Here is a 17,895-nt window from a genome sequence, read left to right as displayed (position 1 = left end):
TGGCAGGGTGAGCATCGAGGTCAAGCCCGCGACACTGGCACGGTTCGACGATGTGGCGATCATGCTGGGGCCGAAGAATCCCGAGTCCTCGGTGTGCTGGTGTCTGAGCCACCGGGTGGACCTAAAGACCAACCGGGAGCTCGTCGGACGCGCCCGGGGCGAGTTCGTCCGCGAGCTCTGCGGCCGCGAGGTGGCGCCGGGCGTGCTGGCCTACGAGGGAGACGAGGTCGTCGGATGGGCGGCCGTGGCGCCGCGGTCGGAGCTGCCGTTCGCGAGGTCCAGAAAGATCCCGCACGTCGATGACCTGCCGGTCTGGTCGGTGTGGTGCATCCGGGTGCGGCCGGGTCACCGCGGCAGGGGGATCTCTCCCGCCCTGCTCGACGGGGCGGTGGCTTACGCGCGGTCCCAGAACGCGCCGGCCGTCGAGGGCTACCCGGTTGACAACCAGGGCGCCAAGGTCGACGTCACCATGGCCTACGTGGGCACCCGGAAGCTCTTCGAACGAGCGGGCTTCACCAAGGCCGCCGACACCGACGCGGTCTCCGGCGGCTTTCCACGGGTGGTCATGCGACGCGACCTGCGCTGAGGTGGATCTTCAGTCAAATTTTTCCGCAAGCTCGCTCATGGCCAACGTTCCCCAGAGGACGACCAGGCCGACCACGACCTTCACCCGCAGCGGAGCCGAGAAGCCGAACCTCTTCCTGAGAAGGGTGTCCGCCGGAGGAAGATAGAGGAGGGAAAGAAGCAGGTAGAAGACTCCGGGAACGGGATGTATCAGAAGCACATTCAGCACGCCGATCACGAGAAAGGTCAGGCCGAACACCCAACCGATCACGTTGAAGACCGCTGAGCGTGAGCTGGCGCTGCTTGCCTTCACGGACTCACCTCCTTCCTCTAGTAGACCATCGCGTCAGGTGGCTTCGAGCCCCCACGGTGCCTCCTGCCCCGACGATACAATTGAGCCGAAAGCTGACGCCTCTCTCCAAGGCAGGACACGCATCGTGACCCACTTGAACTCCTCGCTGCCTCGCTTTCACCTGGCAGTGCCGGTGGACGACCTGGCCGCGGCGCGGCGCTTCTATGGCGGGGTGCTGGGCCTGGCCGAGGGCCGCAGCGCGGACACCTGGGTCGACTGGAACCTGCACGGCCACCAGTTCGTCACGCACCTGGTGCCCGGCCGCGCCCAGCGGGCCCACAACCCGGTCGACGGCCACGACGTGCCGGTGCCGCACTTCGGACTTCTGCTGGAGGTCGGGCAGTTCCAGGAGCTCGCTGATCGGCTGCGGGCGGCGGACACCGAGTTCGTCATCGAGCCCTACCTGCGTTTCGAGGGTCAGGCCGGCGAGCAATGGACGATGTTCCTTCTCGACCCGGCGGGCAACGCCCTGGAGTTCAAGGCATTCGCTGACGATGCCCAGGTCTTCGCCGTCTAGAGACCGACCGTGGCCGAGCTTGCATCTGCGATGGAGCATGGTCACCAACGAAGAACGATGTCCCTACTAATCTGGGGATGTCGCGACAATAGTATTCGCCCGTCGCCCAGCAGGTGTCACTTACCGAACAGCCGCTCCAGCACCGGTTCCAGCTCGCCGGTGTCGCCGGGCAGAATGGAGGAATGCAAGTTCCTCGCGCAGGGCGCCGGCCTGCTTAATAGGACTCGTACCGACGCACCCTGCGCAGCCGCCACGGCAACGGCAGGTGCACAGCACCGGCCTGCACCAGCCCGTCCTTGGTCCGGATGCGAGCGAAGGCGTTTTCTTTCCAGCCTGACTCCTCGACGGCGCCCGCGAACACGGCGTCCACCACATCACGCAGATAGGGCAGCGACTTCTGAACATCCCCGAAGACCTCGAACCAGGTTCTGCCGACGGTGATGTTGATCGTGTTTTCTTCCACGGCGATGTCGAGATTGGCCGCACGGCTGTTGCGCGGTCGCACCTGCGTGAACCACATCCCGGCGCGGTCACCCCACACCAAGGTGACCTCCGCAGCGCCGGCGTACGGCAGCAGCGCCTCCAGCACGAGATCCAGCACCGCGACGTCGTCCGGAGACGGAGTGCTCGGGTCAGTCACGTACCGAGGGTAAGGCTGGTTACCTGGTGGCGCCTTCCGGCAGCGGGACCAGCAGCTGTTTCGGGTGGCCGGGCATTTCCAGACGCTTAACGACACGGAGCCGGAGTGAACCGTGGTGTCCGGATCCCCGTTGTACTCGGACCTCAATTGATGATTTCGCCACGCTCGCTTGAGAGAAGCACCGACAGACGCTCCCGCCATGTCTGCAACTGCTCGGGTGTTAGCCGCGTCCACTCGGTGATCTCACCTACGATCCGCAGCGGGGCGCTACTGCGGTACGAGCGGGTGGGATTACCGGGGAACTTCTTGTCGGTCACGTTCGGGTCGTTCTCGAACGCCCCAGTCGGCTCTACTGCATACACTCTCGGAACCGCTTCACCCTCCGCGAGTTCTGCAGCGATCTCCGCAGCGAGGCCGGCTCCATCAACAAGCGCGGTGAAGTAGATGTGGTTCATGACGATCTCGGGACGCTCAGAGCGCAGGCTTCGGCGACAGGATCGGTGTCGTCGCGCCGGACGGTTCTACGAGCCCTCACGAGCTGCCACGGTCACTGCTAAGACGCAACGGTGGTCGCCGGAGAGTTTCCGCGCACCCTGGTCGAGGCCGAGATCACTGCCCGGCGGCGTCGCAGTGAAGGCTGCGCGCGCGAGTATTAAGCGGCACTTGGCTGAACCCCTCAGCAGAATCGACAAGTTGGCGCTTGAATTGTTTGACTTTAGCCAGGTCGGCTAAACCGGCAGTCCAGTGGGATCACCTGCAGTCCCCTAGGCACCTTGCAGCAGGCATCCGGCCGCACTCGCCGCCCGTCCAGCCTCAATGACCCACCATGGCTGCCGATACATCTCGGCGATTCGGCAGTGACTCCGATGCGATGACCGCAGCCCCTCAGTTCCACGGTGATCCGGCATTGCTCCCAACGCCATCGGGCCTGCCTATGTCCACCTCACGGGTCACTCCGGCGCGATGGAACAGACGGAGGTCACTTGATGCCGGTGCTGGCTACCCCTTCGGCGATCTGGCGTTGCAGCAGTAGGAACACCGCGAGCAGGGGAAGGATGCCCAGCACCGCTGAGGCCATTGTCTCGGCGTACTGGATCGCAGAGCCGCCGATCAGGCTGCTCAGCCCGACGGGAATGGTCTGCGACTTGGTCTGGGTGAGGACCAGCAGCGGCCAAAGGAAGGCGTTCCATGACGTGATGAAGGTGAAGATCGCGACCGCAGCGGTCGCAGGCCGGGCCAGTGGCATGCAGACCTGAAAGTAGATCCGCCACCAGGTGGCGCCGTCGATACGCGCGGCCTCGATGAGGGCTATCGGGATGCCCTTGATGAAGGAGTGAAAAATGAAGACAGCGACCGGGATGGCGATGCCGGGCACGATGACCGCCCAGTAGGTGCCGAGCAGGTGCAGTGCTCGGAACTGCAGGAACCTCGGCAGGATGAGCGCCTCTGTGGGCAGCATCAGGCCGGCCAGGATCAACGCGTAGACGGCGTACCTGAACCGGTAGTTCAAGTGGACGAGGGCGAACGCGACCATTGAGCAGACAATCACGGTGAAGATCACCGTGAGCGTCGAGATGATGAAGCTGTTGACGTACCACCAGCCGAGGGGGCTGGAGTTCCAGGCGGAGCTGTAGGCATCGAAGTTCCACTGGCTGGACCACGGACGCGTGGGGTGCGCCGCGATCTCGTCATTGGGCCGCAGCGAGGTGATGACCGCCCAGGCCAAGGGGACCAGCCAGATCAGCGCGAAGAGCGTCACGCAGGTGGCGGCCAGCCGGTTGAACGCCTTTCCGGCCTGGTCGGGCCGGCCTCCCTGACGCGACGTTCTGGCGCCAGCCACGGGATCGGCCAGGATCGTTGCCATATTTGTGATCCTTTCAGGCGTTCGCAGGGTCGGGGCTGCGCCGGTTGCGGACCAGGAGCCAGCCGACGGAGACCAGAACCAGGATCACGAAGTAGACCATCGTCGCGGCGGCCGCATAGCCGCCTCGGTAGGCGGTGAACCCGGTGTCGAAGATGTACTGGATGACCGGACGCGTCGAGTAGTTCGGACCACCGGCCAGCAGGATGTAGATCTGGTCGAACACCTTCAGGGAGGCAAGCACCTGCAAGATGAGCACCAGGCTCATCGTCGGGCGCAGCTGCGGGACGGTAACCCATTTGACTTGCTGCCACGGCCCGGCGCCGTCGATCGACGCCGCCTCATAGACCTCCTCCGAGAGCTCCTGCAGGGCCGCGGTGTAGAGGATGAAATTGAAGCCGAAGGTCCACCACAAGGTGAGCAGCACCACGGCGAACCAGGCGCCGGAGGTGGTGCCGAAGAAGTTCGGGGGGGTCAGTCCGACCCAGGTGAACGCGTTGGTGATCAGGCCCGTCTGCGGCGTGTACATGAAAGCGAAGATCAGGCAGACCGCCGAGGACGGCACGACGTAGGGCGCGAAGAAGGCGATCCGAAAGAACCATCGGTTGTGCACCATGCGTGAGGCGAGGATCGCGAACACCATCGGTAGCAGCACCAGCAGTGGAGTGGTGAGAAGCGTGAACAGCACCGAGTGCCACATCGAGACCCAGAAGTCCCTGTTCCCCAACACATCCACGTAGTTGGATACGCCCACCCAACTCCCGAGGCCGGATCTCACCGTGGTCGTGTTGAACAGGCTGATCACGATCCCGACAAGCACGGGACCGATGAGGAAGAGGATGTAGAGGACCATGAACGGGGCGCTGAAGAGCCACCCAGCCCGATTCTCGCCGTCGAAGCGACGCTTCTTGGCCGGCGCGGGACGCGCGTCGGTGCTGGCCCCCGTTGGCAGTGTCGCCACGGCACTCATCTCGAACTCCTCACGTCACAGGCGGTCGAGCGGTGGAGAACGTCTGCAGGCTGCTTCTGATCGCGTCCACTCCCTGCTTGGGACTGGTGGCCCCGGTGAGCACGCTCGCCACGACCGACCCCATCGCGGTTTGGAAGTCCGAGCCGGCGCCGGTGTACCAGCCCACCGGGTCGTACACCGCGTCGAAGGCGGCCTGGGTGTAGTTGCTCTGCGGTTTCAGTGCCCCGAACTCGGCGCCCTTCTGTGCCGGAAGCCACGCCGGCACGTGGCCGCCCTCGGCCCAGAGAGTGCTCTGGTCCAGTAGCCCCTTGATGAAGTTCACGGCATCGGTGGTCCGCACTGCCGAGCGCCCCGAGCTCTTCGGGATGACCAGGGAGTGCGAGTCCGCGTAGGCGACTGGCTTGGATCCGAGGAGCGCGGGGAAGGGCTCGATGTTGAACTGCAGACCCTTGACCTTCCGGTAGGTCGGCAACTGCCACACTCCCTCGAACAGGAAGCCGACCTTGCCCTGGCTGAACAGGCTCGACGTCGTCGTCGCCGTCGCTGTGCTCGGCATCAGCTTCTGCGACCCGGTGAGGCTCTGGAGAAAGGCGAAAGCCTCCTCCATCGCGCTCTGGTCGATGGTCACCTTGGTGCCCTGATCGGTGACGAGTGGCTCGGCCGCGCCGAGGTACACCATGCTGAAAAAGCGCCAGCAGGTCGATGGGCTGGCCGTGATAGTGGCGACGGCCCCGAACTGCCCTCCGGAAGCGTCCTTCATCGCCTTGAGGGCGTTGCGGAAGTCATCGGCGCCCGACATGGGCTTGAGCCGGTCTCCGGTGTCGTCGAGCAGCCCGGCTTTCTTGGCCAACGCCGTGTTGTAGTAGAGCACGAACGGGTGAGTGTCCAGGGGCACCGCGTAGGTGATGCCGTCGACCGTCGCCTTCTTCCAGGCAGCGGGGGTGAACTTGTCCTCGGTGATGCCGGAAGTGCGGAACTGGTCCCCGATGGGTTCCAGCAGGCCGGCCTGCGCGAGCAGCGGCAGCCGGGACAGGTGCGCGACCCCGACGTCTGGGGGGCGGCCGCTGGACGCAGCCAGCGCGAGCTTCGTGTAGTAGGGGTTGCCCCAGGACAGCAGCGTGGCCTCAACCGAGCGCTGGCTCGGTTTCTGGTACTTCTGGACCATCGTGGCCATGTTCGCGCCGTCACCACCGCCGAACAGGTGCCAGAAGATGACGTCAGCCGTCGACGGCTGCCCCCCGGAGAAGCTCGTGGCGACCGGGGAGCCGCAGGCCGACAGCACCCCCGCGAGAGTGAGACCGCCGCCAGCGGCCAGGAACTGGCGGCGCGAAAGTCCGGTCATGAGACCTCGGCTGTGGACGCGCATGAACGCATACCGTGCTGTGCAAGCTCCTGAGGGCTCATCAGGTGCGCCATCGCGGCTCCTCCATTGGACCGATGCGTGACCTAGGCGAGGATCTTGGCTTATGTGTCACAGCGATGCAACCTGGACACGCGCTCAGCGTCGCCCGGCGTTCAGGGCCGGCCGAGGTGATTAATGGGATGCCTGCCGCAGGCGGGTGCCGCGCCCAGATCGACCGCTACATGTCACGGGTCTACTTGGGAGGGACGGGAAGGGCCCGAGCGGCGGCCCGCTGGGTCGCGCGGGCTGCTGAGAGTGTCGAGCGGAACTCGCTCCTGATGTTCTGGTCCAGAGGGATCACCGACCGGGATCGGTTCGTCTTCAAGTCGCCAGCTGTGCGCGGAAGTCGTCGAGCTCTGTAGCGGCGGTTCTGAGGTCGGCGTCGATGCCTCGTTCGATCATCTTCACGTAGACCATGTCGCCGGTCTGGGCGATGCGGCCGATGCCATTGGCGGAGGCGATGACCCGAGCTTGAACGGTGGCCAGGAATTCGTGCAATGCGCCCGCCCAACCGTAGGTGGTCAGGAACAACTCGAGACGCCGACGCCTATCGTCGAATGCGGTGAAACCCTCTCGTTCAACCACGTGGCGCGCGTGCAGCGGCACCCAGGCGAAGACGGTGAACGCAAGGTCCCATTCTGCCGTCACCGGGCCTGCAAAGTCCCAATCGAAGAAGCCGACCAGCCGGCCATCGTCACCCCACGCGGCGTTGTACGGCGCCGCATCGTTGTGCCCGACGATCAAACCCGGACGCCAGCACCCGCCCTCCCGCCACACAGCGTCGAACGGTGGAACGAAACTGGCGACGGCTGCATGGAAGGACCGCAACCATGTTGCGACCTGGATGAGCGCGGAGTCGCTGTGCACCCACGGCGGCCACGGCATCCGGGTGCCCACAGTGCGCCCTGGCAGCAGGCTGAGGATCTCTCGTCCGGCCTCGTCGATGCCCAAGGCATGCGGCGCTCCGATGAACCCGCATGCCGACAGATGGGCGAGCAACGCGTGCACCGACGATGTCCACGGTCCGATGGGGCGACGCACCGTATCGCCCACTCGCAGGGCACCATCGGCATTGCCACCCGGCAGCCGGCCCTCGTCGTCCACCTGGTGATTGTCTCACCGCGTGGCGTGGTTGCGTCTGGCGGAGTTCCAGTAAAGCCGTCCGGTGATTGTCCCGGTGACGGGGCGCAATGAGTCTCGCAGCTGCTACGAGCATGCGCTATGGACGTCATCGTGGATGTGCTCGCCGTGACGCGCATGCTCTGGTGGTCCCGGTTCGCGGTGCGGGTGGCTCCGGCGGCGCGCCTCACGCATTGGCGATCGCCGCGATCTCGCCCGACCAGGTGACTGCTTGCGCCAGCGTCGTCGGGCTGGCCCCATTCGACGCACCCGGCCTCGACGTGAACGCGCAGCCCGCCGTCACGACGACAGCTACCGCCACCTCCCTCGTCACTCAACCTGGCACCACGGTCACAGCTACGCCGACGAAGTGATCGCCACGAAGACCGTTCAGGTGCGAGTCACGTTCACACCGCCGCCGGTGGCGGAGACCTCTGATGGGCAGTACGTGGTGAGCGGCGAGATCAAGGCGGGGTTGTGGCACACCGACGACGGCGACTGCTACTACGCCCGCCTCAGCGATCTGGAGGGAGGGGTGAACTCGATCATCGCTAACGGGAACACAGGCCCAGCCACGATCCAGATAAACCCTTCGGATAGGGCTGTCGAGTTCAGCGGTGGATGCACCTGGCGGAAGATCGGCTAAGCCTCAAACGCAAAGGAAGCGCCTCACCTCCCGACGTATCGGTGAGGTGGGGCGCGCTTCTGTGTTGCTGGGCTTTAGCGCGACCAGGCAAGCCTGCACGAGATCGAGGGATATCTTTTGCGTCGATATACCAGCGGCCGCTAGAGCCGAAACGCAATGTGAAAAAATTCAATATTGTGCGCCGCCAGGTGTCTGAGTTCAGGACATAGTTGGCAGGTGTCTCGCGTCATCGTTTACACCCTGACGGTGGGGGTGGCAGGCGATGTCGATGGCGCGGGTAGTAATCATGGCCGTGGTGGTGGAGGGCCGGTCCAAGAGCGAGGTGGCCCGTGATTACGGTGTGTCCAGGCAGTGGGTGCAGACGCTGGTGCGGCGCTACCGGACCGAGGGCGAGGCCGCGTTCGAGCCGCGCTCCCGCCGCCCGCACAGCAGTCCGCGACGAACTGCCGACGCTGTCGAGGACGCGATCGTGGCCCTGCGCAAGGAGCTGGCCGGGGCAGGGCATGACGCCGGAGCTGAGACGATCGGCTGGCATCTGCGTCAGCGGACCGGGTCCGCGCCGTCGACCGCGACGATCTGGCGGGTGCTGTCGCGGCGCGGGTTCGTCACCGCGCAGCCGCACAAAACGACGACGGGCGGCCGGGCTACTTCTCGGCCTACCTTGTCCGCCCGTTCCGGTTCGGGCAGCTCGGGCACACCGCGGACCAGACGCGGCTGGCGGTGGAGTTCGAGCCGGCCGACGACGGCGGGCAACCGTTCCGGTGCACCATCCACGCGACCATGCTCCGCAACCTCGCGGCGTACCTGGCGCACCGCCGACGTGGAGGAGGGGTGGCGACCGGCCCGGCAGGTCAAGCACGCCGATGCCTGATCGGGAGGAACCCGGCCAGGTGCACCTGGACAACCGGTGCGTGCTCTCCGACCGGGAAGCCCAGGTGGTCCGGCTGCTGCTGACCGGTCACCGGGTACCGGACATCGCCCGCCAGTTGTTCCTCAGCCAGTCCACCGTCCGGAACCACCTGTCCATGGCGTTCCGGAAGCTGCGGGTGGACTCGCAGCAGGGGCTAACGCTGCTGTTCCATGAGCTGTCGCGCGAGGAGTACACCCCGGCTGCCATGCTCGGCGGCGAGGTTCTACAACGGCCTAGGCCGCTCTGCACGGCCTGCCGCACCCCCTGGTGGCGCTGAGCACGATCCCAATTGAACGGCGGCGGGTCTAATTGGCCCGCCGCCGTTCTGTGCGCTGGCGCACCCACTGAGAGGACAACATGAGGACACCTACTCGCTCAACCCGTCGGTGGTGAGCCGAATCCCGAGTGCCCGACTTGGCGCTAGGGGTCAGGTCGAGGGGCCGGCGAGTTCGTCTGCGAGGACGACGTGCATGGCGTGGGACCAGAGCAGCGGGCTGGCGGTCGCGCCCCATCTCGACCGCCAGTAGGCGAGCATGTGGGGTGACTGGACGTGGTCGGCGACCTGTTCGGGCAGGTAACCGTCGCTGTTGGCTCGCGATTCGATCCAAGCCAGCATCCGCTCGGCGAGTCCGTGGTCGCCGAGCGCCAAGCACGACCAGCCTAGCGAGGCGGCGAGCAATATCCATTCGCTGCCGCCGTAGAACGTGTCGCCCAGATAGCGGCGCACCCCTCCGCCCGGCACAAGCAACTCTTCCCGCACCCGCTGCACCGTGGTGCGGTAGAGACCGGAGGTGGTGTCCACCAGGCCGAAGGGAACGCCGATCCAGAGCAGTGACCCGTCGATGCGGGTGTCCCCGGGGTAGCGAACGAAACTGCCGGCCAGGGTGTGTTCAGGTCCGGTGATGCGCTCGACCAGGGCGCCAGTCATCACCGTGGCGGCGGCATCGTCGAGCAGCGTTCCCGCGTCACGCAAGCCGGCCGCGACCGCGGCCAGCGAGGAGGTGTGGCGGTTGCCGGATGTTCCTCCCAGCAGTCATAGCAGGGTTGGTCGCCGGCGGCGAGCAGGTAACGGATGGTCAGTCTCATCGCGGCTTCCAGTTGGTCGTCGAGCACGCCACCTCGCCGGATGTGGTCGGCGACGGCCCACAGCCAGAACCCGTAGCAGTCGGTCTGGTAGTTGGGCCATTCCTCCTCGCCGGCGATCTCCTCCTGGCCGTCCAGGGTGAACCGGGCCGGCATCATGACCAGTCCTGTGACCCTGCCCTCCCGGACAGCGGCGATCGCCTGATCGACACGATGCTCGTGGGCCAGCACCGTTTGGGCGACCCAGTGGTGCCAGGCCGAGGCGGCGTCGCGGCGCCCGGCCCGGTCCAGTGCGTAGGCACACCATGACCCGTCGCGCAGCCAGCCGTACTGGTAGACGTCGTGAACAGTGCTGGCGGGGATGGCCCCGGTCGATGTCTGTGCCGAGGCGAGCAGTTGGACGCTGCTGCTGACGCTGAGGCGGGTCATGAAGAACAATCTCTCACGAGCAGCCGCCAAGGGGTGTGGCGGGCCGCGGCCAGCTCCGGCCCGAATCGACGCTTAACCGATTCCCTCTGATTTGATATCCGGTGCTGACTTTACGATGCCCGGAATTGCTGGGCTGCATGAGCACTGGTTACGCGCCCTGCGCCGCCGCACGTCGTACAGCCAGTGCCATGTCATTGCCCAAGCTCGGCAGTGCGAAGCGTAACCTTCGAGTGCGGTCTGATCTCACGTGCATACGGCCTATGCAGACCCCTTTGCGTGTGTCCCATTGCATAACTGAGTAGTGACCCGGCAACAGGCCTCGTATCGTGACTCCTACATCATGCAGGGGCTCTCGTGGGGGTAGGGTGCCGTGATGTCTCTTCGGCACTCCCCGCAAGAGCCAAACGATGGCTTGTTGATCGTCGCGGCACGCGAACACCTCGATGCTCTGCGTTGCGACCTGGATGTCGGCTACGGCGTCCTGCTGGGCGAAGCGGAGCCATTCCACGTGCTTGATGAACCCTGCCATGGCGCCGATAGAGCGGCGCGTTCCTGCTGTGAGCACATGAGGTCTGCGCGCCGGCCAGCGCATGCCGCAGCCTGCTCCACCGCTTGCCAGATGCGCCCACATCATGTGGCGCTCGTACTCGTCGTCGAACTTTTCGGTCATCATTCTATTTAAGTTATTGAAGAGGTTGATCGGACCATGCTCTGTGTCGGTGAACGGCCGATCCGACGGGGTTCTCTGTAATCCGTAGCGGACGTACTGAGCCATAGTAAGCGCTGGCACCACCGTGTTGGTGGGACGATCAATGCCGCGCCGGTGGTAAATATGGGTCGAGGCGAAGTCGAGATTTGGATGGCGAAAAACCAACTGTTCGTAGTCCCCTTTGGGTTCAGGGCCAAAAATAGAAACCGTCTGCGGGCGCGTATAGCCCCAGCAACGCATCTCAACTTCGCGCACTGCATCCGAAATCCGCGCGATCACAGCGCCCTGTTGCTTTGGCGTGCCGCCATAATTAGGGTGAATTTCATTGAACAAATCCCACGCGGCGAACGCGCCGCAACCGCCCCAGCGTTCCGCCACGAACTGCAAGCGGCGAATGGTTGCGGCAATCGTCGCCTCTTCGGTGAAGAAGGCTTGCAATGACTGTGCCGGTCCGCCATTGGCCACGTTGTAGGGATGATGGTGCCAGCGCGTAGCCATCCAGTAATTGTCCCAGGGCGCTAAGAGCACTCGCAGGCCAAAGCGTTCGCAGCGCTCGAACAGGTCGTCCCAAAGGCGCACCATGGGAGGATTGAACCTCCCGACGGGACGTTCGAAGAAGCGCGTATTGACGTGCGCATACTCCAGCATGACGCGGAGAATGTTAACGCCATTCTCCGCCATGTCCTGCAAATATGCTTCAACGCCCGCGATGCCCTTCCGCCGGTATAAGCCGTTCAAGCTGGGCCAGCTTACGGCGTCATTGGGGCCTAGAAATAAAAACGGCTCGCCATCGAAAGTCTCAAAGTAACGCCCTCCGGGTGCGACACGAATCGGCGAAAGCCTCGACACAAGCCACTTCCTCTCTGCAAATCCCGATGGAGTTAGAAGTAAGGGATTGTGTGACAGCGCAACGTTATGTTCGACGCCGCGGCAACCACGGAACCCGTACCGCAACCACGTTGTACACGCCCTTAGCGGCGTTCACGAGCGTCGTCGATGCGCTTGCCGGCGCGGCCCGTGACGGCTGGATTGCCGAGACACTTTCTCGGTTAATCATCTGAGAGAGCCCAACCGCATCCCCGAGATGATGCGTCGGTTGGCAATAAGATAGAGCATGATCATGGGAACGATCGCAAGTACCAGTCCAGCAAACTGCGGGCCCAGCTCTACCTCGAACTGGCTCCGAAACTGGGTCAGGCCAAGAGGGATCGTCTGACTGTCGGGTTCCAACAGCAGGATGACCGCCAAGGCGAGTTCGTTCCAGAGCATGATCGCCTGCAACAGCGCTACGAGGCCGATCGTGCCCTTGGACATCGGTATCACGATGCGGGCAAGGGCATAGGTCTCCGACGCTCCGTCTACCTTCGCCGCCTCGATAAGATCGAGCGGAAAGCTCGCGAAGTAGGTGCGCATCAGCACGGTGGACAGCGGGATGACCAGCGCGGCGTAGACCAACCCGAGAGCGGCCGGGCTGCTCAGGACGTTCAAGTCGCTGGCCAGGCTGAAGAGCGGCACCCAGATGACGATCTGCGGCACCGTTAGCAGCAGGACAAAGTAGCGGTTCAACCACGACAGCGTGCGTGGGTTCCTTGCCAGCGCATAGCCGGCGACGGTGCCGACCGAGACGCCAACGCCAACGCCAACGCTCACCGCGATCGCGCTGTTGATCATCGTCTTCCACAGCGGCACGCCGTACAGGGGCCCGTTCCACGCCCGAGTGAAGTTGTCGAACGTCGGATTCGCCGGAATGCCAAGCGGCGAGGCGGTGATCGCATCCGTTGTCTTCACCGAGGCCAGGACGGCGGAGACGATGGGGAGTAGCGCAGCGAGAGTCCAGAGCGTCAGAGCCGCCACGACGGCGAGCCCGCCTACCCGCTTGAGCGTCAGCTTCACAAGCACGTCGCTATCCCGCCTTACTGATGCCGCGCGGCCGGATCAGCGTTGTGTAGAACATCGCGAACGCCCCCATGAGAACGGTGGTCACCACCGCCGCGGCGCAGGCATAGCCGAACCTCGCGTTCTCGAACGCCTGTGAGTACACGAACGTGCTAGTCACCTCAGACGCCGTCCCTGGACCGCCGCTGGTCATGATGTATACGTAGTCGAAGTTCGTGAACCCCCAGAGGAACTGGAGCAATGCCATGGTCGCGACGGCGTCACGCACCAGCGGCAGACTGACGTGGCGGGCTCGTTGCGGCTCAGAGACACCATCGAGCGTGGCGGCTTCGTGAATCTCTGACGAGACGTCTCCTAGCGCGCCCATCACCACGATCATGACAAAGCCAGTGCTCTGCAGGATCGGCGCGATGGCAACCGCGAAAAGAACTGCATGTGAGTCATTGAGCCAGGCATGTTCCATCCCGAACAAATCAGTGATTGCGACAACCCAGCCAAAGTACGGATCGTATCCATTTGCCCATGAAAGCGCGACGAACGCAGTCGGCAGGATCCAAGGCAAGAAGATGAGCAGCTTGAACGTCTTGTGCCCGAAAACCTTGCGATCGAGTGCGAGCGCGATCGCGGTCCCGACGGTCACCTCGACCACAGTGGTCACCAGCGCAAACAGGCTGGAGTGCAGTACGGCGTCCCAGGCGAGTGGGTCGGAGGCGAGCTCCGTGAAGTTGTCGACGCCGACGTAGCGTTCTGGTCCGTACCCCGCCCAGTCAAGGAGCGAGTACCGGAGCGACCCAAGAGCTGGATAGAGAATGAAGAAGCCGGTAAGAGCCAACGCGGGCAGGATGAACAACCCCCATCTGGCAATCTCTGAGAAGTGCGGCCGGCTCCGCGGGTCTCGACCTGCCCGATACCGGCGCAGGCGCGAACGCGCTGGGGCACGCGATCCGGTCGACACCGGCACGGCGCTGTCCACCTTGCCCTTCTTCCTGCTTGACGACCGCGCCCGACCGCGTCGCACGGCAATAGAACGACGTGAGTCGGCCCACCCCTTCGCGGGCGTGCCGGCTCAGGTCCGTCGCCTATCGGGCACGCGCCTTGTCGTTGAGTTTGGCGAACCTCTGTGCCACGGCGTCCGCGTCGGTTTGGCCGGCAAGCATGTTGAGCACCTCTGAGTTGATCGAAGACTGCCACGGCACCGAGGCGGTGAGGTTTTGGACAGCGCCGATGCTGCCCGTGGCGGCCTTCGTGATCTCAGTCCTCGCCGGAGCCGTATCGGGGGCGAAGTCCACGTCAGAGCGGGGCTGAATACCAGGGAGCCCCGCCTGCACCTCGGGCTGGGAGTTGAACTCCTTGCTGGCGATTAAGGCCAAGAACTCCTTCGCCAACTCCTTGTTCTTGGACCGAGCGTTCACGCCGAGCGCATCGAGTGCGAACACATGGATCTTGGTCGGCGCACCGCCTGGCACGGGCGGGTAAAGCGTCCAGCCGTACGGGAATTTGACGTGGTAGTCGGACTCCGGGTCAGGGAAGAGGGTGTCGAAGTACGACCCGCTCACCAGCATCCCAGCCTTGCCCTCCATGAAGAGCGTTCGAGCTTGCGCCTGCTTCTGTGTGGCGAAGTGCGGCCCGTAAAGACCGTTCTTGGCGTACAGCGAAACGGTGTCGAGCGCGTTGATAACGCAGGCATCCGTCCACGAGGTCGTGATGGCCACCTCGGGGTCCCAACTCGTCGTCAGATTGGCGAATCCCTCGTCGCCACAGGAACTCTGCAGAGCGACCGAGAAGGCCCATGACGCCCCGTTGTTGTCGGACTCCAGCGCGATCGGAACGTATCCCGCCTCCTGGAGGGCCTTGCCCATGCTCAGGAGTTCTTCCTGCGAGCCGATTCGCTCGGCGGGCGGCTGGATACCTGCTTTGGCCAGAGCGTCTTTGTTGTACCAGATTATGGGCGAGAAGAAGGTGTCAACATTGATCGCATAGTGATTGCCGTTCGGGGCCGTATAGCTCTCGACAACCGCTGGCGGGTACGCGTCAGCAAGACCTTCGTCCTCCCAGACGCTGTTCAGATTCTCGAGTTGGCCGGCCTCCTGCATGGACTTGAACGGTCCGGGTATCGCTTGCAGGACCGAGATGTCAGCTCCGCTGACCGGCAGCGTGCGCGCGAGGTTGTCGAAGTACTGCTGTCCCGTCACTGACGCCTGGACCTCGATCTTGACGCCGGGGTGTGCCTTCTCGAACTGCTCAACCGCAATGGGAAGGAACGGCCATGACCAGGTGACCACCTTTATCGTCGCCGTCTGGGCGCTCCCCTTCTTCCCTCCGCTACTGGATCCGCCGTCATTCGATCCACAGCCGACGCTGACGAGCATTGTGAGCACCCCTACGCTCGCCAAGGCCGCCACCCGGGTCCTGTTGCCAGGCAGCGCAGCCCGTGCTCTCGGCCAGCGCCGTACGCGCTGGATGAGCGCATACGTACGACGACACCCACGGCTCTTCCTCATCCAAGTCCCTCCTCCGACGTCCGCTCTTCGAAAGTCTCCTCACAAGTTGTGAGGTAGGCAACCGGGGGTCGGAAGGTCCTCAGGTAGCGCTACCTCACCACGCTCGCGGAAGAAGATGCTCTTCCTTCAGACCGTTGACCCGGGCACCCTCGGGGTCTTCTTCAGCTCCGTGGCCAGCGCAACCCCTGACTTCACCCCGCCCTCGTACGGACCGATCCGGGCAGGCGCCGGTGGCCCGGTCGAGCTGGGTTGGTATGGCTGCTGGCAGGTCGCGCTCGAAATGCGCTCCGCTTTCCGAAGCTGTCGACCGCTACCTCATGCCTCGACCGGGGCGTAGCCGGGCCTGGAATCCGAGCGATGCGGCCAAGTTAGACTGGACTTTCGCCGCCACTGGACGTCCGTGCTACCTCCACTTGGCCTGACTTTCCAGGAAGCCGCGCCCGAGAGGAGGTTGACGACGTGACAGACAAAGGCGTGAGGCCTCGCCGAGCACGGGACACCAGACGGCGTGAGTTATCACAGAACTTCCTGCGAGGGAAAGAGGTCGCCGGCTGGTTCGTCGACCTGTCGGATCTGAACCCGCGTGGTCTGGTGCTGGAAGTCGGTGGCGGTGAAGGCATCATCAGCGAGGCTGCCGCTGCCAGGTGCCGTGAACTGAAGGTCTATGAGCTCGACGCTGCCTTCGTGGCCAAACTGGAAAAGCGGCTTTCCCACCACGGCAACATCCACGTCGTCGCGGGGGACTTCCTCTCCGCCCGCCCGCCGGATGAGACATTTCAAGTCATCGGCAATGTGCCGTTCTCGATTACCGCCCCGGTCATCGACTGGTGCTTGAACGCTGTAGCACTCGACAGTGCCACCTTCATCACCCAGCTCGAGTACGCGCGGAAGCGGACCGGAGACTTCGGTCGCTGGAGCCTGCTGACGGTACGCACGTGGCCGTTCTTTTCATGGGAGCTTCGCGGCCGCATCTCGCGCACCGAGTTCCGCCCGGTACCGCGGGTCGACGCCGGCGTCCTTCAGCTCATCCAACGGGCGCGTCCGCTCATCCCCTCCTCCCGCTATCGCGCCTACGAGCGCATGGTCGAGCTCGGCTTCACCGGCGTGGGCGGCAGCTTGCACGCCTCGCTGTCGACCCGGTTCCCGACGGCCAGGGTCTCGAGGGCCTTTGCCGCCGCAGGCGTGGAGCGGGACCGCGTGGTCGCGTTCGTGCATCCGTCCGAATGGCTCGACATCTTCGAAGCACTGAACGCCAGAGGCTGATCCACATCTCGCGCACCCCGGCTGTGGACACGCTGAATCAGCCGAGGTCGAGCCTGGAAAAGCCGACCGGCGCGCGTGCTAATGCGTCTACCAGACGCATCGCCTGAACCGCGTCATCGATGTTGCCCATGACCGGGCGGCGGCTCAGGACGGCGTCCGCCAACTCGATCATCTCACCGGCGTATCCCTGCAGGATCAGGCTGTTGTTGTAATCGGTGGGGATGGTGAAGTCAGGTCGCCATGACGACATCATGGCGGGAGTGGTCCCGTCGGCGTCCGTCCAATTCGGCGCCGCCCGTTCGACCGTGAGTTCGGCGAGGTCCTGCACCCGGAGCAAGGTCGACTCTCCGGCGAGCTCGAGAGTCTCCTGAAGGCGCGGCTCTAAGGCCGAGAGGCTGAGCATCGAGACCGAACCCGCGGAGTGTTCTAGGGTGAGAGCGATGACATGCTGCCCGCCCCGCTCGGAGATGTGGACCATGCCGGCGACGACGTCGCCCATGAAGAAGCGGGCTAGATCCAGCGCGTGGATGCTCATGAAGGCGAGCTGCTCGAGCAGCGGCGCCGTGCGGACGTGGGAATAATTCAGACGGAGCATCGACGGCCGGCCGAACTCGTTGCTCGCCGTGGCTTGCATGGCGAGTTGGTAGGCGCGGGCGTACCGCTTCTGGAAACCGACCATGACGTGACGACCGTTGGCTGCCTCGGCGAGCTCACAGGCCTCCCGATAGGTTGGCGCCGGAGGTTTCTCGACGAACAGGTGACGTCCTGCGGCCAGCACGTCCAGTCCCACCGAGTGGTGAAGGGCGGGCGGCCCGACGACCGCGACCACGTCGACGTCTTCCCCGGCGAGCAGGTCCTGGTGACGGGAGTAGTAGGCAGATGCGCCGTAAGCGCGGGCGACTCGCTCGGCTCGTTCCCGATCCACGTCGCAGACGGCGACGAGATCGATGGGAGCGAACCGGAGAGCCGGCAGGATCGCCATCCAGGCGTGACTGCCGCAGCCCACTAGGCCAAGCTTCACTCGTGCGGGCAT

20 protein-coding genes are annotated in these 17,895 nt (G+C 64.4%); 6 read left to right on the top strand and 14 right to left on the bottom strand.

Annotation, left to right across the window (positions count from 1 at the left end; all coding sequences use genetic code 11):
* Window positions 1-7 precede the first annotated feature (7 nt).
* Complete coding sequence (locus tag VF557_09950) at window positions 8-586, top strand: GNAT family N-acetyltransferase (protein ID HEX8080518.1); 579 nt, start codon at window positions 8-10, stop codon at window positions 584-586.
* A gap of 9 nt (window positions 587-595) precedes the next feature.
* Here the strand turns inward: VF557_09950 and VF557_09945 are convergent, their stop codons facing one another.
* On the bottom strand, window positions 596-877 hold the full coding sequence (locus tag VF557_09945; protein HEX8080517.1) for a hypothetical protein: 282 nt from the start codon (window positions 875-877) through the stop codon (window positions 596-598).
* A gap of 124 nt (window positions 878-1,001) precedes the next feature.
* Between VF557_09945 and VF557_09940 the strand changes: the two genes are divergently transcribed.
* The gene (locus VF557_09940; protein HEX8080516.1) at window positions 1,002-1,433 is read left to right on the top strand and encodes a VOC family protein; all 432 of its coding nucleotides are present in this window, start codon (window positions 1,002-1,004) and stop codon (window positions 1,431-1,433) included.
* Between the two features lie 214 nt (window positions 1,434-1,647).
* Here VF557_09940 and VF557_09935 read toward each other — a convergent pair whose 3' ends face one another.
* From VF557_09935 to VF557_09910, 6 genes are all read right to left on the bottom strand, one after another.
* Window positions 1,648-2,073 (bottom strand): hypothetical protein, encoded by a 426-nt coding sequence (locus VF557_09935; GenBank protein ID HEX8080515.1) that lies wholly within the window; start codon window positions 2,071-2,073, stop codon window positions 1,648-1,650.
* A gap of 143 nt (window positions 2,074-2,216) precedes the next feature.
* Complete coding sequence (locus VF557_09930; protein HEX8080514.1) at window positions 2,217-2,534, bottom strand: NAD(+)--rifampin ADP-ribosyltransferase; 318 nt, start codon at window positions 2,532-2,534, stop codon at window positions 2,217-2,219.
* A 518-nt stretch (window positions 2,535-3,052) separates the two neighbouring features.
* Window positions 3,053-3,937 (bottom strand): carbohydrate ABC transporter permease, encoded by an 885-nt coding sequence (locus VF557_09925; GenBank protein HEX8080513.1) that lies wholly within the window; start codon window positions 3,935-3,937, stop codon window positions 3,053-3,055.
* Between the two features lie 13 nt (window positions 3,938-3,950).
* Window positions 3,951-4,904 carry a sugar ABC transporter permease gene (locus VF557_09920; GenBank protein HEX8080512.1) on the bottom strand — a complete coding sequence of 318 codons (954 nt, stop codon included), beginning with the start codon at window positions 4,902-4,904 and terminating at the stop codon, window positions 3,951-3,953.
* A gap of 10 nt (window positions 4,905-4,914) precedes the next feature.
* Window positions 4,915-6,246, bottom strand: a complete 1,332-nt coding sequence (locus tag VF557_09915; GenBank protein ID HEX8080511.1) for an extracellular solute-binding protein — start codon at window positions 6,244-6,246, stop codon at window positions 4,915-4,917.
* A 381-nt stretch (window positions 6,247-6,627) separates the two neighbouring features.
* On the bottom strand, window positions 6,628-7,410 hold the full coding sequence (locus VF557_09910; GenBank protein ID HEX8080510.1) for a phosphotransferase: 783 nt from the start codon (window positions 7,408-7,410) through the stop codon (window positions 6,628-6,630).
* A 385-nt stretch (window positions 7,411-7,795) separates the two neighbouring features.
* Between VF557_09910 and VF557_09905 the strand changes: the two genes are divergently transcribed.
* The 3 genes from VF557_09905 to VF557_09895 all read left to right on the top strand — a co-directional run bounded on the left by VF557_09905 (window position 7,796) and on the right by VF557_09895 (window position 9,258).
* Window positions 7,796-8,071, top strand: a complete 276-nt coding sequence (locus VF557_09905; protein HEX8080509.1) for a hypothetical protein — start codon at window positions 7,796-7,798, stop codon at window positions 8,069-8,071.
* Window positions 8,072-8,339: 268 nt separating this feature from the next.
* A complete protein-coding gene (locus VF557_09900; GenBank protein HEX8080508.1) occupies window positions 8,340-8,942 on the top strand; it encodes a helix-turn-helix domain-containing protein in 603 nt (200 codons plus the stop codon).
* Complete coding sequence (locus tag VF557_09895; GenBank protein HEX8080507.1) at window positions 8,935-9,258, top strand: LuxR C-terminal-related transcriptional regulator; 324 nt, start codon at window positions 8,935-8,937, stop codon at window positions 9,256-9,258. The genes VF557_09900 and VF557_09895 overlap by 8 nt, the downstream gene beginning before the upstream one ends.
* Before the next feature lie 150 nt (window positions 9,259-9,408).
* Here VF557_09895 and VF557_09890 read toward each other — a convergent pair whose 3' ends face one another.
* From VF557_09890 to VF557_09865, 6 genes are all read right to left on the bottom strand, one after another.
* Window positions 9,409-9,954: a hypothetical protein gene (locus VF557_09890; protein ID HEX8080506.1), complete on the bottom strand. Its 546-nt coding sequence runs from the start codon at window positions 9,952-9,954 to the stop codon at window positions 9,409-9,411.
* The gene (locus VF557_09885; GenBank protein HEX8080505.1) at window positions 9,909-10,493 is read right to left on the bottom strand and encodes a glycoside hydrolase family 15 protein; all 585 of its coding nucleotides are present in this window, start codon (window positions 10,491-10,493) and stop codon (window positions 9,909-9,911) included. The genes VF557_09890 and VF557_09885 overlap by 46 nt, the downstream gene beginning before the upstream one ends.
* Before the next feature lie 148 nt (window positions 10,494-10,641).
* Window positions 10,642-12,051 carry a DUF4038 domain-containing protein gene (locus VF557_09880; protein ID HEX8080504.1) on the bottom strand — a complete coding sequence of 470 codons (1,410 nt, stop codon included), beginning with the start codon at window positions 12,049-12,051 and terminating at the stop codon, window positions 10,642-10,644.
* Window positions 12,052-12,255: 204 nt separating this feature from the next.
* On the bottom strand, window positions 12,256-13,101 hold the full coding sequence (locus VF557_09875) for a carbohydrate ABC transporter permease (GenBank protein ID HEX8080503.1): 846 nt from the start codon (window positions 13,099-13,101) through the stop codon (window positions 12,256-12,258).
* 4 nt (window positions 13,102-13,105) lie between these two features.
* Window positions 13,106-14,071 carry a sugar ABC transporter permease gene (locus VF557_09870; GenBank protein HEX8080502.1) on the bottom strand — a complete coding sequence of 322 codons (966 nt, stop codon included), beginning with the start codon at window positions 14,069-14,071 and terminating at the stop codon, window positions 13,106-13,108.
* A gap of 106 nt (window positions 14,072-14,177) precedes the next feature.
* On the bottom strand, window positions 14,178-15,500 hold the full coding sequence (locus VF557_09865; protein ID HEX8080501.1) for an extracellular solute-binding protein: 1,323 nt from the start codon (window positions 15,498-15,500) through the stop codon (window positions 14,178-14,180).
* Between the two features lie 558 nt (window positions 15,501-16,058).
* On the opposite strand from VF557_09865, the gene erm reads away from it, so the two are divergent.
* Window positions 16,059-16,862, top strand: coding sequence for an ErmE/ErmH/ErmO/ErmR family 23S rRNA (adenine(2058)-N(6))-methyltransferase (gene erm / locus VF557_09860; GenBank protein ID HEX8080500.1), 804 nt, complete (start codon window positions 16,059-16,061; stop codon window positions 16,860-16,862).
* A gap of 37 nt (window positions 16,863-16,899) precedes the next feature.
* On the opposite strand, the gene VF557_09855 is transcribed toward erm, so the two are convergent.
* Window positions 16,900-17,895 (bottom strand): Gfo/Idh/MocA family oxidoreductase, encoded by a 996-nt coding sequence (locus VF557_09855; GenBank protein ID HEX8080499.1) that lies wholly within the window; start codon window positions 17,893-17,895, stop codon window positions 16,900-16,902.

Source organism: Jatrophihabitans sp., from assembly GCA_036389035.1.
In the GTDB taxonomy this organism is placed as follows: domain Bacteria; phylum Actinomycetota; class Actinomycetes; order Mycobacteriales; family Jatrophihabitantaceae; genus Jatrophihabitans_A.
The sequence above is the reverse complement of the archived record's forward strand: the minus strand, read 5'-3'. Positions and strand labels throughout refer to the sequence as shown.

What these genes read in the sequence shown, in the direction of transcription:
- VF557_09895 (HEX8080507.1), top strand. Translation starts at nt 8,935, where the DNA reads ATGCCTGATCGGGAGGAACCCGGCCAGGTGCACCTGGACAACCGGTGC.
- VF557_09885 (HEX8080505.1), bottom strand. Translation starts at nt 10,493, where the DNA reads ATGACCCGCCTCAGCGTCAGCAGCAGCGTCCAACTGCTCGCCTCGGCA.
- VF557_09925 (HEX8080513.1), bottom strand. Translation starts at nt 3,937, where the DNA reads ATGGCAACGATCCTGGCCGATCCCGTGGCTGGCGCCAGAACGTCGCGT.
- VF557_09855 (HEX8080499.1), bottom strand. Translation starts at nt 17,895, where the DNA reads ATGCCCGCACGAGTGAAGCTTGGCCTAGTGGGCTGCGGCAGTCACGCC.
- VF557_09920 (HEX8080512.1), bottom strand. Translation starts at nt 4,904, where the DNA reads ATGAGTGCCGTGGCGACACTGCCAACGGGGGCCAGCACCGACGCGCGT.
- VF557_09900 (HEX8080508.1), top strand. Translation starts at nt 8,340, where the DNA reads ATGGCGCGGGTAGTAATCATGGCCGTGGTGGTGGAGGGCCGGTCCAAG.
- VF557_09915 (HEX8080511.1), bottom strand. Translation starts at nt 6,246, where the DNA reads ATGACCGGACTTTCGCGCCGCCAGTTCCTGGCCGCTGGCGGCGGTCTC.